This window comes from Gordonibacter sp. Marseille-P4307 (assembly GCF_900604965.1).
Lineage (GTDB): Bacteria > Actinomycetota > Coriobacteriia > Coriobacteriales > Eggerthellaceae > Berryella.
The window spans coordinates 782,378-796,140 of sequence record NZ_UWPD01000001.1 but is presented as its reverse complement, the minus strand read 5'-3'; the positions used below and the strand labels follow the sequence as shown (position 1 = coordinate 796,140).

12 protein-coding genes and 1 pseudogene are annotated in these 13,763 nt (G+C 60.3%); 3 read left to right on the top strand and 10 right to left on the bottom strand.

Annotated elements, in window-relative coordinates; all coding sequences use genetic code 11:
• A complete protein-coding gene (locus EIH26_RS03530; protein WP_124060874.1) occupies window positions 1-1,230 on the top strand; it encodes a SufS family cysteine desulfurase in 1,230 nt (409 codons plus the stop codon).
• The gene (sufU, locus tag EIH26_RS03525) at window positions 1,220-1,651 is read left to right on the top strand and encodes a Fe-S cluster assembly sulfur transfer protein SufU (protein WP_124060872.1); all 432 of its coding nucleotides are present in this window, start codon (window positions 1,220-1,222) and stop codon (window positions 1,649-1,651) included. Before EIH26_RS03530 ends, sufU begins: the two co-directional genes overlap by 11 nt.
• Window positions 1,652-1,706: 55 nt before the next feature.
• Here sufU and EIH26_RS08655 read toward each other — a convergent pair.
• From EIH26_RS08655 to EIH26_RS03485, 9 genes and pseudogenes are all read right to left on the bottom strand, one after another.
• Window positions 1,707-1,928 (bottom strand): annotated as a pseudogene (locus EIH26_RS08655) (hypothetical protein); the annotation flags it as partial.
• Window positions 1,922-2,551, bottom strand: coding sequence for a molecular chaperone (locus tag EIH26_RS03520; protein WP_241152744.1), 630 nt, complete (start codon window positions 2,549-2,551; stop codon window positions 1,922-1,924). The gene EIH26_RS03520 and the pseudogene EIH26_RS08655, both read right to left, overlap by 7 nt.
• Window positions 2,552-2,642: 91 nt before the next feature.
• The gene (locus tag EIH26_RS03515; RefSeq protein ID WP_164470970.1) at window positions 2,643-3,362 is read right to left on the bottom strand and encodes an ABC-2 transporter permease; all 720 of its coding nucleotides are present in this window, start codon (window positions 3,360-3,362) and stop codon (window positions 2,643-2,645) included.
• Window positions 3,359-4,273 (bottom strand): ABC transporter ATP-binding protein, encoded by a 915-nt coding sequence (locus EIH26_RS03510; protein ID WP_124060868.1) that lies wholly within the window; start codon window positions 4,271-4,273, stop codon window positions 3,359-3,361. The genes EIH26_RS03515 and EIH26_RS03510 overlap by 4 nt, the downstream gene beginning before the upstream one ends.
• Window positions 4,274-4,287: 14 nt before the next feature.
• Window positions 4,288-4,665, bottom strand: coding sequence for a GntR family transcriptional regulator (locus tag EIH26_RS03505; RefSeq protein WP_124060866.1), 378 nt, complete (start codon window positions 4,663-4,665; stop codon window positions 4,288-4,290).
• A gap of 189 nt (window positions 4,666-4,854) precedes the next feature.
• Window positions 4,855-5,352, bottom strand: a complete 498-nt coding sequence (locus tag EIH26_RS03500; protein ID WP_124060865.1) for a hemerythrin domain-containing protein — start codon at window positions 5,350-5,352, stop codon at window positions 4,855-4,857.
• A gap of 1 nt (window position 5,353) precedes the next feature.
• Complete coding sequence (locus EIH26_RS03495) at window positions 5,354-5,926, bottom strand: hypothetical protein (RefSeq protein ID WP_124060863.1); 573 nt, start codon at window positions 5,924-5,926, stop codon at window positions 5,354-5,356.
• Window positions 5,927-6,034: 108 nt separating this feature from the next.
• A complete protein-coding gene (gene hcp / locus EIH26_RS03490; protein WP_124060861.1) occupies window positions 6,035-7,861 on the bottom strand; it encodes a hydroxylamine reductase in 1,827 nt (608 codons plus the stop codon).
• Between the two features lie 132 nt (window positions 7,862-7,993).
• Complete coding sequence (locus EIH26_RS03485) at window positions 7,994-9,811, bottom strand: ABC-F family ATP-binding cassette domain-containing protein (RefSeq protein ID WP_124060859.1); 1,818 nt, start codon at window positions 9,809-9,811, stop codon at window positions 7,994-7,996.
• Between the two features lie 253 nt (window positions 9,812-10,064).
• Here EIH26_RS03485 and EIH26_RS03480 point away from each other — a divergent pair, with 253 nt between their 5' ends.
• Window positions 10,065-11,921, top strand: a complete 1,857-nt coding sequence (locus EIH26_RS03480; RefSeq protein WP_124060857.1) for a flavocytochrome c — start codon at window positions 10,065-10,067, stop codon at window positions 11,919-11,921.
• Between the two features lie 144 nt (window positions 11,922-12,065).
• On the opposite strand, the gene EIH26_RS03475 is transcribed toward EIH26_RS03480, so the two are convergent.
• Window positions 12,066-13,619 carry a response regulator transcription factor gene (locus EIH26_RS03475; RefSeq protein WP_124060855.1) on the bottom strand — a complete coding sequence of 518 codons (1,554 nt, stop codon included), beginning with the start codon at window positions 13,617-13,619 and terminating at the stop codon, window positions 12,066-12,068.
• Window positions 13,620-13,763: the final 144 nt, after the last annotated feature.

The following is a 13,763-nucleotide window of genomic DNA, read 5'->3' as shown; positions in this document are numbered from 1 at the left end:
ATGACCGTCGATATCTGCGCAAACCCCTATAAGCAGGACTTTCCGCTGCTGGCGAACAACCCCCAGCTGAAATTCCTCGACAGCGCCGCCACGGCCCAGCGCCCGGAGTGCGTGCTGGATGCCCAGCGTTCGTTCTACGAGACCATGAACGCCAATCCCCTGCGCGGGCTGTACGGCCTGTCCGTGAAGGCCACCATGGCCATCGAGGATGCACGCAAGCATGTGGCCTCGTTCATCAACGCGCCTCGCCACCGCGATATCGTGTTCGGCCGCAACGCAAGCGAGATGCTGAACCTTGTAGCGCTGTCGTACGGCGCGCACGCGGTCGGCGCAGGCGACGAGATCTGCATCACCATCATGGAGCACCACTCCAACCTCATCCCCTGGCAGCAAATCTGCCGCGCCATCGGGGCCGCGCTGGTGTTCATGCGGCCGAACGAAGACGGCGTCGTCACCGAAGCCGAGATGCGCGAGAAGATCGGCCCGAACACCAAAATCGTGTCGGCCGTTCACGTTTCCAACGTGTTGGGCGTGGAAAACGATGTGAGGCTCATGGCCTCGATCGCGCACGAAAACGGTGCGGTCATGGTGGTGGACGGCGCCCAATCGGTTCCCCATCTGCAGGTAGACGTGCAAAAGCTCGGTTGCGACTTCTTCGTGTTCTCGGCCCACAAGCTGTTCGGCCCCATGGGAATCGGCGTTTTGTGGGCAAGACGCGACCTGCTTGAGGCCATGCCGCCCCTCCTCACCGGCGGCGAGATGATCGGCAGCGTCACCGAAACCGACGCCACCTGGGCTGAGGTTCCCGAAAAGTTCGAGGCGGGCACCCAGGATGCCGCCGGTATGTACGCACTTGACGCGGCGATCTCCTATATCGAAAACGTGGGGCTGGACGCCATCCGCGAACGCGAGGACGCCCTGGTGGCCTACGCGATGAAGCGCATGGGAGAGCTCCCTTTCATCGAGATCATCGGATCTTCGGATCCGAGCCTCCACCACGGCGTGATCGCCTTCAACGTCAAGGGCATCCATCCCCACGACGTTTCCAGCGTACTCGACATCGACGATGTGGCCATCCGCGCGGGACACCACTGTGCTCAGCCGCTGCTGGCCTGGCTGGGCGTCGAGTCCAGCTGTCGTGCGTCGATCGCGTTTTACAACGACGCCTCCGATATCGACGCGATGATCGAGGGCCTGAAAAAGGTTTGGAGCATGTTCAATGGGGAATAACATCTACACCGCGGCGCTCATGGAGCACAATGCGCATCCCGACTACAAATACGATATGGAAAACGCCACCTACGAGCACGAGGGCATCAATCCCAGCTGCGGCGACGAGATGGTACTCAAGCTGCGCATCGAAAACAACGTGATCGAGGAAGCCGCGTTCACCGGGCATGGATGCGCGGTCTCCCAGGCATCGGCCGACATCATGGCAGACCTCATTACAGGCGAGACGGTGGAGGAGGCCAAGCGGCTCTCGGCCCTGTTCGTCGGCATGATCCAGGGCAAGGAGCTGTCCGAGCAGGATAAAGAGGACCTCGACGAGGCCTACGAACTGGAAACCATCGGCCGCATGCCCGCCCGCGTGAAGTGCGCCGAACTCGCCTGGCGCACCCTGGACGGCATCCTGGAGGAAAACGGGCTCTGATCCCGTCGATCCTCCGGTGCTTCCTCTCTGCGAACGCGACTTCGTTTCGAGTAACGATAGCATCGGCCTTCAGGCTTCGCGCAGCATGGTACATGCAGCAATCCTCGAAATCCTCCCCATCAGAACCCAATGCCGCATCGATATGATTCTCGCCGATCGGACAGACATGGATGAAACGCCTCAGCCCTTTAATCGCGTCTCGTGCCTCGCGGTCGCTGACTTTATCCGGTCCTGAAGTGAGCAGATAAGTACGTATTACAAATACGTATATCAGCATCCATCGAGGAGGGCGGCAAGAAGCACCGAGCACAGAGCCAAAAAGCGCACATAGTACCCATCGGGAGCGCTCTGGGCAACCTGCGCGGAGAGCTTTTCGATCCAGGCCCCTGGATGAGCCTCGACGAAGTCGGAAATTTGCCCGAACTCGATTTCCTCGCCGTCGGCGACCTTCCGGCACAGCACAGAAAGATAGAGCAGCTCGATTCCCATATGGTCTTCGTACTGGTTGCTATCCCCGGATACCTGCAAACCCGATTCCCTCATGAGCTCACGCATCTCAAACGTTGCGGCCCCGAATCCGACACGGGTCCCTTCTCCGCGGTACATGGTTTCCCAAGGAGCGGCCCCAGGTGAAGGGGGTCCCACGAAAAGCCTGGTGAATTCGACCGAAACGTCGGTTACGGGATCGAATTCGACGTTGCTTGCCAACCGCTCGAGGTATTCGACCAACGATGCGGTCGCACCGCATACAGCGGCGCTTTCGAACGTGGGGAAATCCTCCCAAAACGAGGGATCCACCGAAAACCCGCCCGTTTTCAAAGGCGGCTCCATAAGCGAGTTTCCCAAAAAGGCGAAGGCCTCGGCAAAACCCGCATAGTCCTTTGAATTCTCCATCTGCATAGTGGCTCCTTGTGCCGAACGCCTGTGTGAGTGCTCGGTTCAGGATAGCGCTTTGGATTGCAGCGGAAACTCCGAAAACGACGCATTCGCACTAAATATCGCGGCGTTCGAACATACGACAAGCCACAAGATAGCTCGCCCCCATAGCCACGCAGGTCGCACCCGCGAATAGAGCCGCAGCTAGGTACGCGACCCCGTCGGCTCCGAACGTCATGAGCAGACCGCCCACCCAATCGGCGACGACAGAGCCCGCGAACAGACCCTGCGCCGCATACAAACCAAAGCACATCAGAAGGAACAACGCCATAGGAGCAAAGGACGTGGCCTTCGTGAGGCCCGACTTGAACGTAAAGGGAAACGAAATCGCGCCGGACAAACCGCTCATGAACGAAGCCACCACCGCGCACAGCACGGCCGCACCCCGGGAGATCTCGGCGTTATCCAACCAATCCGCAAGAACCCCGACGGCGGGCGCCAGCGCGGTGATCCCGGCCATAAGCACCATGTACAGAACCAATGACAGCACCGCCGATGCAGCCATGACGGCAAGCATCATCACATACCGGGCGGCGACCAAGCTTGCCCGATCGGGATTCGCCGCAAGCCTGAGATTCAGCCAACCCTGGTCGGCTTCGGCGTTGAACGCCGTTGCCAGGTACAGATACGGGATCTGGAATCCCATCAGGCCGATGAACAGCGCCGGATTCCCCGAGAAGAAGGCTGCGACCAGCGCAGCCGCAAGCGATATGCCCATAGCCGACACGATGCTCCAGCGCACGATGATCCAGTCGGTCAGTATGTTCTCCCTCATAGTTCCTCCCCCCTGATGTGAAACGTCATGAACTCCTCGATGCTGATCGGATCGCATGGGATGTCGGGAAACGCGCGGGCGAAGCCGAATCGGTCGGGCACCAGAACGTCCACGCTGTAGGCGTGGCGCCGAGCCAGCGCGCGGTCCCCGGCGGCCTTGCAGTGCGCCGTCACCGGTTCAACCTGATCGGTACGACAGTGCGCAACCCCGAACCGCTCCCTCAGGTCGTCTTTCGGAACGTCGAACACGCCGCGTCCCGCATCGATGCATACCACCGTATCGGCCACTTTTTCCAGATCGGATGTGATATGGGTAGAGAACAGGATGCCGTGCTCCCCATCGGAAACGTAATCGAGCAGGATGTCGAGGGTTTCGTCTCTGGCTATCGGATCAAGGCCCGCCGTCGCCTCGTCCAGAACAAGCAGGCGCGTCTCGAACGACAGGGCGGCGGCCAGCGACAGCTTCATCGTCATGCCGCGGGAAAGCTGCTTGACGGTCTTTTTCCCCGTGATCCCAAACTCGCCCAACAACCGGTTGAATCGCGCGGAATCCCAGGTGGCATGCATAGCTCGACCCAAAGGATCGATGCTGCTCAAAGGAAGCGTCAACGGAAACGGGCAGGTATCGGGAACATATCCCACCTGCGCCATACACTGCCGATAATCGATCGCCGCAGCCCGCCTACACCCGCCTTCGGAAGCGGGGCCGAACAGCTCTTCGCCGAACAGGGCGATCCTCCCCGCATCGGGATTCACCAAACCAAGAAGCGATTTGATGGTGGTCGATTTACCCGCGCCGTTGGACCCCACCAGACCGGTCACGCACCCCGCATCGACGCTCAGATCGATGGACTCGAGCTTGAAATCACCGAAGCGTTTCTCGAGGTCCCGTATCGAAACAAGGCTTTCCATACGTTCGCTCCTTCCTACACCGCGCCCTCGGTGAGGGCGTCGATCATGTCATGCACATCGGATAGAGAAAGACCCGCCGACCGAGCCGACGACAGCGCCGCTTCCAGCTGCCGCTCAACCTGACGGATGCGTTGCTCGCGCAGCAGATCGCCGCTACCCCCCGCAACGAAGCTGCCCTTGCCGGGAATCGTGTCGATGAACCCTTGCGACTCCAATTCGGTATAGGAGCGCTTCGTGGTGATGACGCTGACCCTCAGATCGGTCGCAAGCGACCTGATAGAGGGAAGCGCATCCCCCTCGCCCAGATCCCCCGAAAGGATCGCATCGCGGATCTGAGAGGCGATCTGCTCGTAGATCGGACGGTCCCCCGAATTTGAAATGACGATATTCACGTGCTTCTCCGTTCCCGCAAAAGCCGTCCTTTTGCGGAATTCAATCGACATAGCATGCATACTGTATATGTACGATATATACAGTATATACAGCAACGAACCCCTTTGCAACAAAAAGGCCCCCTCGATCGAGGGAGCCTTTTCGCTCTCGTAGAGCCACGTTTCTGACGAGGGACTAACGAGGGCTTCTCAGTCTATTTTGGGAACGTATGCAAGCGCCTCGCGGTTCAATCGCTCCCAGGTTTCAGCATCAAGCTGACGCTCGGCGAAGGGATACACCACCGTGTTCTCCTTCTCGATATGGCGGCGGATCATGTGCACGTACTCCATGCCCCAGCTGATGATCTCCAACTTGTCGGCTGCCGAAGGATTCGCAGCGTAACGTTCGCAAGCGGCGGAAAGCTCCCTTACGCACATGCGCCCCTCGTCATGCTCGACCATCATGCCGTGCTGGATAAGGTTTTCGGCAACCTTTCCCAGTTGCTTGGTCATTTCGGCGAACAGAAGATCCTCTTCTTTCATGTGGTGGGTTGCATCGCCGAACTCTCGAATGAACTTGATGGTGGACGAGAACTCGTCCGCATCGAACATATCGCGCTCCATAAGGTCGATGCTCATCTGCTCAAGATGAGCGGCGACCTCGAGGATGCGGTTGTGCTCTTCAACCAGAATATCGATCAGCAGCATGCTATACCTCCGTGCTCAGGCGAAACGTACCGGCTCCCAGCGGGGAGAACGCGAAACCCGATTCGAGGGCGAATCCGCGCATCCAGGCGGTGCGCAAAGCCTCGTACCCGACGGCTGCGTGGGCCGCCACATCGATGCGCCAGATGATCTCATAGGGTTCGTTCGACACCAGCGACATCAACCCGTCGCACGGCATGCCGTCGAGCCAGGCCGCATCCAGAGAGTTCCATGCAGCGGCAAGCTCCAACGTACCCGCTCGAGCCGCGGCTCGAGCTCCCAGCTGCTCAAGATGGCATGCCAGATCGTCGATATGATCGGCCGCGGAAGCGCACGCGAACGCAAGGGCCCGCTCGGCGTCGTCCACCAGCACGTTGAGGCTTCCATGAATCTGGGAAAGATCGATAACCTGCTCGATCTCGCCTTGCGGAGCGGGCCAAGCGGCTGCGAGGGCCTCGGCGAGCCCGGACGTCCACCCCCGATCGTCGGAAAACAACGCGATTTCCTCGGCGATCTTATGGACGGACCGAGCCTTCGCGTACATGCGATGATGGATGGGGCCCAGAAATGCGCTCATGGAGTTCCTTTCAGTCGAGACGGGCGCGGCTTCGATTCAGACAGGGTGACCCCCCCGATGCGCGCAGAGGAGCAGGGAGCGCATCGGGGAAGAATCGGCGCGTGCGGGCTAAGCGTTCAGCTTCTCAAGGAGGGGTTCGACCGCCAGTCCGTGAACCAGCGCCGCATCGGCCAGCGATTCGCTTTGCGAGGCGGGACAGCCCATGCAGCCCATGCCGGCCGCTTCCAGAACGGCAATCGCGCCGGGGTGCTTGCGGATGATCTCGCCCACCAGCATATCGGCGGTGACGGTGTCGCCCTTGGCAGCGGCTGCCTCTTCGCCGAAGAACAGCGCAAGGTCGTCTTCCACCGTACCGATGCCGGCGATGCCGAAGTTCTCGACGAGGACGCCGGCAACCGTCGGCGAGAGGAACGCCGGCAGGGTGGGCCCGAGGTGGATGTTCTTCACGCCCAGGTGGAGCAGGGCGAGAAGCACGATAACGGCCTTTTGCTCGTACCAAGCGATGTTGTAGACGATGGGAAGATCGTTGATGTCGTCGAGTCCGAACGCCTCCTGAAGCTTCATCGCGATCACCGCAAGCGAATACGAATCGTTGCACTGACCCGCATCGAGTACGCGGGGAATGCCGTTGATGTCGCCAAGGTCGAGTTTGTTGTACTTGTACTTCGCACAGCCCGCCGTCAGGATCACGGTATCTTTCGGAAGCGCCTTGGCGAAATCGGTGTAGTAGTTACGGCTCTTCGCACGGCCGTCGCAGCCGGCCATGACAACGAACTTCTTGATGGCTCCGGACTTCACCGCATCGACCACGGCGTCGGCAAGGGCGAGCACCTGGCTGTGAGCGAAACCGCCGACCAAGGCGCCCTCCTCGATCTGAACGGGGGGATCGCAGCGCTTTGCATGCTCGATGATGGCGCTGAAGTCCTTGCGGCCGTTCTCGTCGGCCTCGATGTGCGGACAGCCCGCAAAGCCCGAGGCCCCGGTGGTGTAGATGCGCTGGGCCACCTCGCCGCGCGGGGGAACGATGCAGTTCGTGGTGAACAGGATGGGGCCGTTGAAGCTCTTGAACTCCTCGCGCTGCTTCCACCAGGCGTTGCCGTAATTGCCCACCAGGTTATCGTACTTTTTGAACTCGGGATAGTAATGGGCGGGAAGCATCTCGGAATGCGTGTACACGTCCACGCCCGTACCCTGGGTCTGCTCGAGCAGCATCTCGAGGTCGTGCAGGTCGTGACCGGAAACCAGAATGGCGGGGTTGTTGCGCACGCCGATGTTGACGCTGGTGATCTCGGGGTTGCCGTATGCGCCGGTGTTCGCGGCATCAAGTGCGGCCATGACATCCACGCCGTACTTGCCGGTCTCGAGGGCAAGCGCGACAAGCGCATCGACGCTCAGAGAATCGTCGCGGGTCTTGGCCAGGGCATCCTGCAGAAATGCATCGACCTCGGGCACGAAGGTGCCGAACGCGTTGACGTGATGGTTGTAGGCGGCCATGCCCTTCAGGCCGTAGGTGATAAGCTCGCGCAGGCTGCGAACGTCTTCGTTCTCGGTAGCCATAACGCCGACTTGGGAAGAAAGAGCATCCCAATCGCCCTGGCCATCCCATGCTTCTATGGACGCGTCTCCCAGCTTTCCGTTCAGCTCGAGGGTGGTTTTCACGGTCTGGCCGATGCGGGCGGCGATAACCTCGTCGTCGAAGTTGGCATTGGTGATGGTGACGAACAGGTTCTCGGTCACCAGGTAGTTCACGGCGTTGTCGATCTCGACGCCCCGCGCGCGCAAAGCGGTGGTCGCGCGGGCGAGGTTGCGCGTCGCAAACATAAGGAGGTCCTGCAGATTTGCGGTCTCGGGAGACTTTCCGCACACACCGGAAACGGTGCAGGCGCTGCAGCCGGCCGTTTCCTGACACTGATAGCAATACATCTTGGATTCCATGGTCCCGCCTCTCAATGGGATTGACAATGGATCCAACCTACGCGCCATGCGCACAACTGTATGTTGTTCCTACAACATTTCTCGCAAACTTTTAGGAACGGGCAAGCAATGCGGGGAAAGCGCACAAAACGCTTACCCCTCGAGCTTCTCGGAGGCCTCCAGCCACTCCAGCTCGTATTCCTCCAGCTGCCTCTGCACTTCGTCTATCCGAGTCTGAACTTCTCCCAGCTTCACGAAGTCCGTCGGATCGACTTCCAGCATCGATGATTGAAGGGCCGCTCTCTTCTTGCGCGCCGTGGACATCTTGCGGTCAAGCGATGAAACCAGCTTTTTCAGAGCACGTTCCTCCGCATTGGAAAGTCCGCTTTCTCCCTTGGAGCCCGCAGGCGCCGAAGCGCCCTCCCGACACCCCGTTCCTGCACCGACCATCGTGCGAGCCGCGGCGGTTTCCTCATCAGCGAGTTGCAGGTATTCGTCCACGCCTCCGGGAAGGTGGCGAAGACGGCCGCCGATAAGCGCGTACTGGTCGTCGGTGACGCGCTCCATAAGATAGCGGTCGTGCGTGACGAGAATCAGGGTTCCCGGCCAGCCGTCAAGAAGGTCTTCGACCGCCGCCAGCATATCGACGTCCAGATCGTTTCCCGGCTCGTCGAGGATCAGCACGTTCGGCTCGTCCAGCAGAATCAGCATCAGCGCCAGGCGGCGTTTCTGACCGCCCGAAAGATCGCACACCGGCTCGTTCAGGTCGCTTTTCGTGAAGCCCAGGCGCTCGAGCAGCTGGGCGGGCGTCTGCTCTTTGCCGTCCAGCATCACGCGCGTATGATAGCGCCCGATCACCACGCGCACGCGATCGCTTCCCAAAGCCGTCAGCTCGTCAAGATGCTGGGACAGAACCGCGAACTTCACGGTCTTTCCGATTTTGACGCGTCCCGCGGAAACCTGCTGGAGGCCCTGCATGGAGCGCAGCAGCGTGGTTTTCCCCGCGCCGTTGCAGCCCACCAACCCGATGCGATCGCCCGGACCGACAAGCCAGGTAATGCCGTCCAGCACACGGCGATCCCCGAACGCTACCGACACCCCTTTGAAGTCGATGACCTCCTTGCCCAGACGGGCGACGGCCATCCGCTTCAACTCGATCTCGTTTCGCAGCGGAGGAACATCGGCGATGAGCGCTTGAGCGGCCGCAACGTGAAACTTGGGCTTGGTCGAACGAGCGCGGGCGCCGCGCGACAGCCAGGCCAACTCGCGCCTCAGCTTGTTCTGGCGGCGCTCCTCCATAACCGCCGCCACGCGATCGCGCTCGACACGCTGCATGATGTAGGCCGAAAACCCGCCCTCGAACGGTTCGATGATGCGATCGTGCACTTCCCACATGTTCAGACACACTTCATCGAGGAACCACCGGTCGTGGGTAACCACCAGCAAGGCCCCTTGGCCGTCTTTCCAGCGGCTCTTCAGATGGTCGGCCAGCCAGGCGATAGCCCGCACATCCAGGTGGTTCGTCGGCTCGTCCAGCATAAGGACATCCCAGTCGCCCACCAGCAGGCGAGCCAGATCGACGCGACGTCGCTGGCCTCCCGACAGATCGCCCACGCGGCCCTCCCAGGCAACGTCGCCCGCAAGGCCGTCTATGATCGAACGGATCGTCGGCGAGGCCGCCCATTCGTACTCGGGCATATCGCCCACGATCGCATGGTGCACGGTGTCGTCGTCTGACAGCCTGTCGGTCTGGCTGAGCAACCCCACCGTCACATCGCGCGTGCGAACCACGCGCCCCGCATCGGGTTCGATCGCGCCGGCAAGCAGCGACAGAAGCGTCGACTTGCCATCCCCGTTGCGCCCGACGATGCCGATGCGCGCACCCTCGTCCACGCCCAACGACACGGACTCGAACACGGTCTTCGTCGGGAACTCGAGACCAACCTTCTCGCAGCCAAGCAGAAACGCCATCGGAACCTCTCTTCTTCATGCAAAGAACCCCATTCTAGCGCAGATAACGCATTCCCTCCCGCATCCGAGAAAGAGCGTTGCCCTAGTGAGCGTCGTTGTGATCTTCCCCGTAGACGAGCCCCCGTGAACAACAGGGCGAAAGTACCTTTTGGACACAAGCGGGTACCTTTTGATCCTAGTCAGGACAAAGGCCGCATCTTATAGTCTGATCAGGGGAAAACGATGCCTGCATGCAGGCGAAAGGAGAATCGTCATGACCGATCGGAACGAGAGTCCCTGGCTCGATCGCCGCACCTTTCTGAAGGGGACGGTGGCACTTGGTGTCTATGGGGGACTTATGGGAGCGGGTCTCAGCGCTTGTTCGCCCGCCAAGCCCGCAGCGTCAGCAGCTTGGAAAGCGGGAACCTACACGGCGAACGTCACCGGCCACAACGCGCCGTTCACCATCGACGTCACCTTCTCGGATAAGGCCATTACCTCCATCGACTTCGCAACGAACCAGGAGTCCTTGGGCGTGGGCGCCTCGGCACTCGAAAAGCTTTCCGAGAAAGCCCTGCAGTACCAGAGCAGCAACCTCGATGCCGTAACCGGCGCCACCCTTTCCAGCATGTGCTTCCAGCAAGGCTTGAAAGAATGCGCGGACCAGGCAGGAGCTTCCAAAAGCCTCGCGAAGGCCGAAGGACCCGAAGACAGGATAGAGGCCGGTTACACAGCCGACGTCTGCGTGATAGGTGCGGGCGGTGCGGGGTTGACCGCCGCTATCTCGGCCGTGCAGGCCGGCGCCAAGGTGATCGTCGTCGAGAAATGCGGCATCACGGGAGGCTCCACCAATGTTTCCGAAGGGGCGCTGAACGCCGTCGATCCCGACCGTCAGGGCAAGCAGAGCATCGAAGACTCCGTCGACAAGTTCTACGAAACCACCTTCAAGGGCGGTCACGAGGAAGGTACGCCCGAGCTGATTCGCTACCTTGTGGATAACGCGCTCGATTCGGTTCATTGGCTTGAGTCGCTGGGCGTCGAGTTCAAGGAGAAGGTGGGGTCTGCCACAGGATCGCTGGGAGAGCGCAGCCACTACCCGGCCACCCCTTCGGGCAACACCTACATCCGCGCCTTCGAGGCTTTCGCCGAAGCCCACGCCGATCAGATGACCATCCTGCACGAAACGCAGGTAACGTCCCTCGTCGTCGAAGACGGGGCGATCACGGGAATCAAGGGCCTTCACCGCAAAAAAGACGAGGTGACCGTGAAGGCGAAGGCGGTCGTCGTCGCCACGGGCGGGTTCGGCGCCAACGTCGAGTACCGTCAGCAGGTAAACACCGGCGTGTGGGCCGACGTGAAGCTTGACGACACCATCGGATGCACCAACATCAAGCCCTGCGCTCAGGGCGAAGGTCTCAAACTTGCCGAGGATGCCGGAGCGCAGCTGGTAGGCCTACCCGACATCCAGCTGCATCCCTGCGGCACGCCCGGCACCGGTCTGATGGAAGACATCCGCACCTCGGGTCGCAACCGCATCTTCGTGAACAAGAACGGCGAGCGCTTCGTGAACGAGGGCGCCGAGCGCGACACCCTCTGCAAAGCCATCTTCGCCCAGCCCGATTCGACCTACTGGATCGTCGTTAACAAGGTGCGCTACCCATCCGAGACCGAACCCGACGCAAACGGAGCCACCATCGAAAACATGCTGGCGCTCGAGCATATCGTAAAAGGAGAAAACGTGAAGGATCTGGCCGCAGCATGCGGTATGGATCCCGATAAGCTGCAAGCGTCCATCGACGGCTATAACAAGACGGTTTCGGGTATGGCCGAAGATCCCTTCGGGTTCAAAGCGAACAACTCCGCCGACAAGGAGCTTACCGAAGGACCCTGGTACGCCTGCCGTAAGGTTCCCACCGTGCACCATACCATGGGCGGCATCCGCATCGATGTGGACGCCCACGCGCTCGACGCGAACGGATCGGTTGTTCAGGGCCTGTTCGCATGCGGTGAATGCACCGGGGGAATCCATGGAAGCAACAGGCTTGGCGGAAACGCCATCGCCGACTGCGTGACGTTCGGGCGCAGCGCAGGTAAAAACGCCGCGGAATCCGCACGGGCGACAGTCCGTTAACCGCTGCCGCAAACGGCGTCTCGACGCGCTTTCCGCCTTGCATCAACGCGCCGACCATCGAGAAGCCCCCTGTTTTTCAGCCACGAGAAACAGGGGGCTTCCTTGTTCGCAGCACAGCCGGCATCGTCGGAAAAGCAAGGCGGCTTATCCGTCCGTCTCCTCGGGAACACCCGAAAACTCCACCACCCTATCGATAAGCTCCTGCTTGGAATGAACCCCCACTTTGCGGTACGCCGTGCGCGTATAGTTTCGAATAGTGTTTTCCGAATAGTTCAGGGCATCCGCTATGAAGCTTCTGCTCCTTCCTTGCGCAATCAGCCGGATGATCGACCCTTCAACCGAGGTCAAGCCATAAGCTTCAGCAAAACCGCAGCCCGCTTGCGCAATCGGAGGGGTCGATGCCCAGAAGGTCTCGGGAGACAGACGCCTCGCATCGATCCGGTCGATCTCGAATCCCAGCACCGTGTCGCCCATGAGCTTCGGTCTGATGACCAAAGTCGATTCGACAAGCACCAGAACCGCCATAACGATAAGCAACCACAGACTGTGATCGAGCGTCGGGCCGATGCGGTAGACCACAACCCTGCCACCCGCCATGAACAGAAGCGAACCTCCGTACACCACTGCGTACACCAACGTCGCCGGCCACCGAACATGACGCGCGATCAGGCAGATGAAATACACCAGAGGTATGTAGAAGCACGTGATGGCATTGGTAAGCAGGAAGGTGCTCGCCTCTTCAGCCAGGGGGGCGCCGCTCATCAGGAAACAGATGCTGGCCATCATCAGTGCATTTTGGAAAAGCCAGTACCCCGAGAGCTTGAAAGCCCTCCCGCGCACGAGAGCGAACCACACCACCGCGCACAAAAGCGCGACCACGAGAACCTGATGGACAGACCGAGCCGCCTGAGACAGCTCGCGCAGCCTCCCGTCGGGATACCCCAGCGCAACGCCCAGCAAAAGCGCGTACAGGAAGAAGGCCGCCACTATCTGCACGATACCGAGAAACTGCCCAGGGCTTTCATACAGCGCATCGCCGGTGCGCTCGGATGCTTCGGAGCGTTTATCCAGTTCGGACATCGCCTGCCAATACGAAAACACCGAGAGGGCGGGAACGAACAGGTTCACCATTCCAGCAACGGCGGGATCAAGATACCCCATCGCAAGCGACAAAGCGCAGGAAAGCGCCAAGCCTCCCGCCGCGTACATGAACACCTGAGCCGGCTTCAAGCGCTCCAGGAAAAAGATCCAGATCACCTCTCCACCCACCAAACCAACCCCGCCGATGACGATGCGCAGGGACTCGAAAGACGTCTGGTCGAAGAACAGATCGATCAGATACAGGAGGCTCGAAGCGGTCATGAGGACAAACCCCGACCACACGAACACTCCGCGTCCGGCGCGCGTGAATCCGGCCCTGTAGACCAGCAGCACCAGCAAGAAGATCACGCCGGCGCGCACGACGTTGGCAGCCACCGTGACCATCCCGAGATCGACGGAAAAATGCAGGTTGTAGAAGTTGAACTGGTACCACAGGCGATAAAAGCCAATACCGAAGAACGCGAAGACGAACGTGGACAGATGAACCGATCTGAATGCCGAAAACGACCCGGTGTGCAGGTGCTCGTCGACGCAGAGCACTTCGGAGTCGATGTCCCTGATCCGTTTTCCCATGCCGATATTGTAGCACAGAATCATAAGATTGCCTGATCAAAGAAACATCGCCTGCTGTGCGGACGTTTCGGAACTCCCCCGTTCTAGCGCAGATGGGTTCGAGGTTTTCCGACCAGCGGCTCGTCTCGTCGCGGAAACCGAAGGACAGACGCGCCTGGAATAGCCGGT

Bases quoted from the DNA above. Each gene is read 5' to 3' on its own strand.
- EIH26_RS03480 (WP_124060857.1), top strand. From the start codon at position 10,065: ATGACCGATCGGAACGAGAGTCCCTGGCTCGATCGCCGCACCTTTCTG.
- EIH26_RS03520 (WP_241152744.1), bottom strand. From the start codon at position 2,551: ATGCAGATGGAGAATTCAAAGGACTATGCGGGTTTTGCCGAGGCCTTC.
- EIH26_RS03475 (WP_124060855.1), bottom strand. From the start codon at position 13,619: ATGATTCTGTGCTACAATATCGGCATGGGAAAACGGATCAGGGACATC.
- EIH26_RS03485 (WP_124060859.1), bottom strand. From the start codon at position 9,811: ATGGCGTTTCTGCTTGGCTGCGAGAAGGTTGGTCTCGAGTTCCCGACG.
- EIH26_RS03510 (WP_124060868.1), bottom strand. From the start codon at position 4,273: ATGGAAAGCCTTGTTTCGATACGGGACCTCGAGAAACGCTTCGGTGAT.
- sufU (WP_124060872.1), top strand. From the start codon at position 1,220: ATGGGGAATAACATCTACACCGCGGCGCTCATGGAGCACAATGCGCAT.
- EIH26_RS03500 (WP_124060865.1), bottom strand. From the start codon at position 5,352: ATGCTGCTGATCGATATTCTGGTTGAAGAGCACAACCGCATCCTCGAG.
- EIH26_RS03515 (WP_164470970.1), bottom strand. From the start codon at position 3,362: ATGAGGGAGAACATACTGACCGACTGGATCATCGTGCGCTGGAGCATC.
- EIH26_RS03495 (WP_124060863.1), bottom strand. From the start codon at position 5,926: ATGAGCGCATTTCTGGGCCCCATCCATCATCGCATGTACGCGAAGGCT.
- hcp (WP_124060861.1), bottom strand. From the start codon at position 7,861: ATGGAATCCAAGATGTATTGCTATCAGTGTCAGGAAACGGCCGGCTGC.
- EIH26_RS03530 (WP_124060874.1), top strand. From the start codon at position 1: ATGACCGTCGATATCTGCGCAAACCCCTATAAGCAGGACTTTCCGCTG.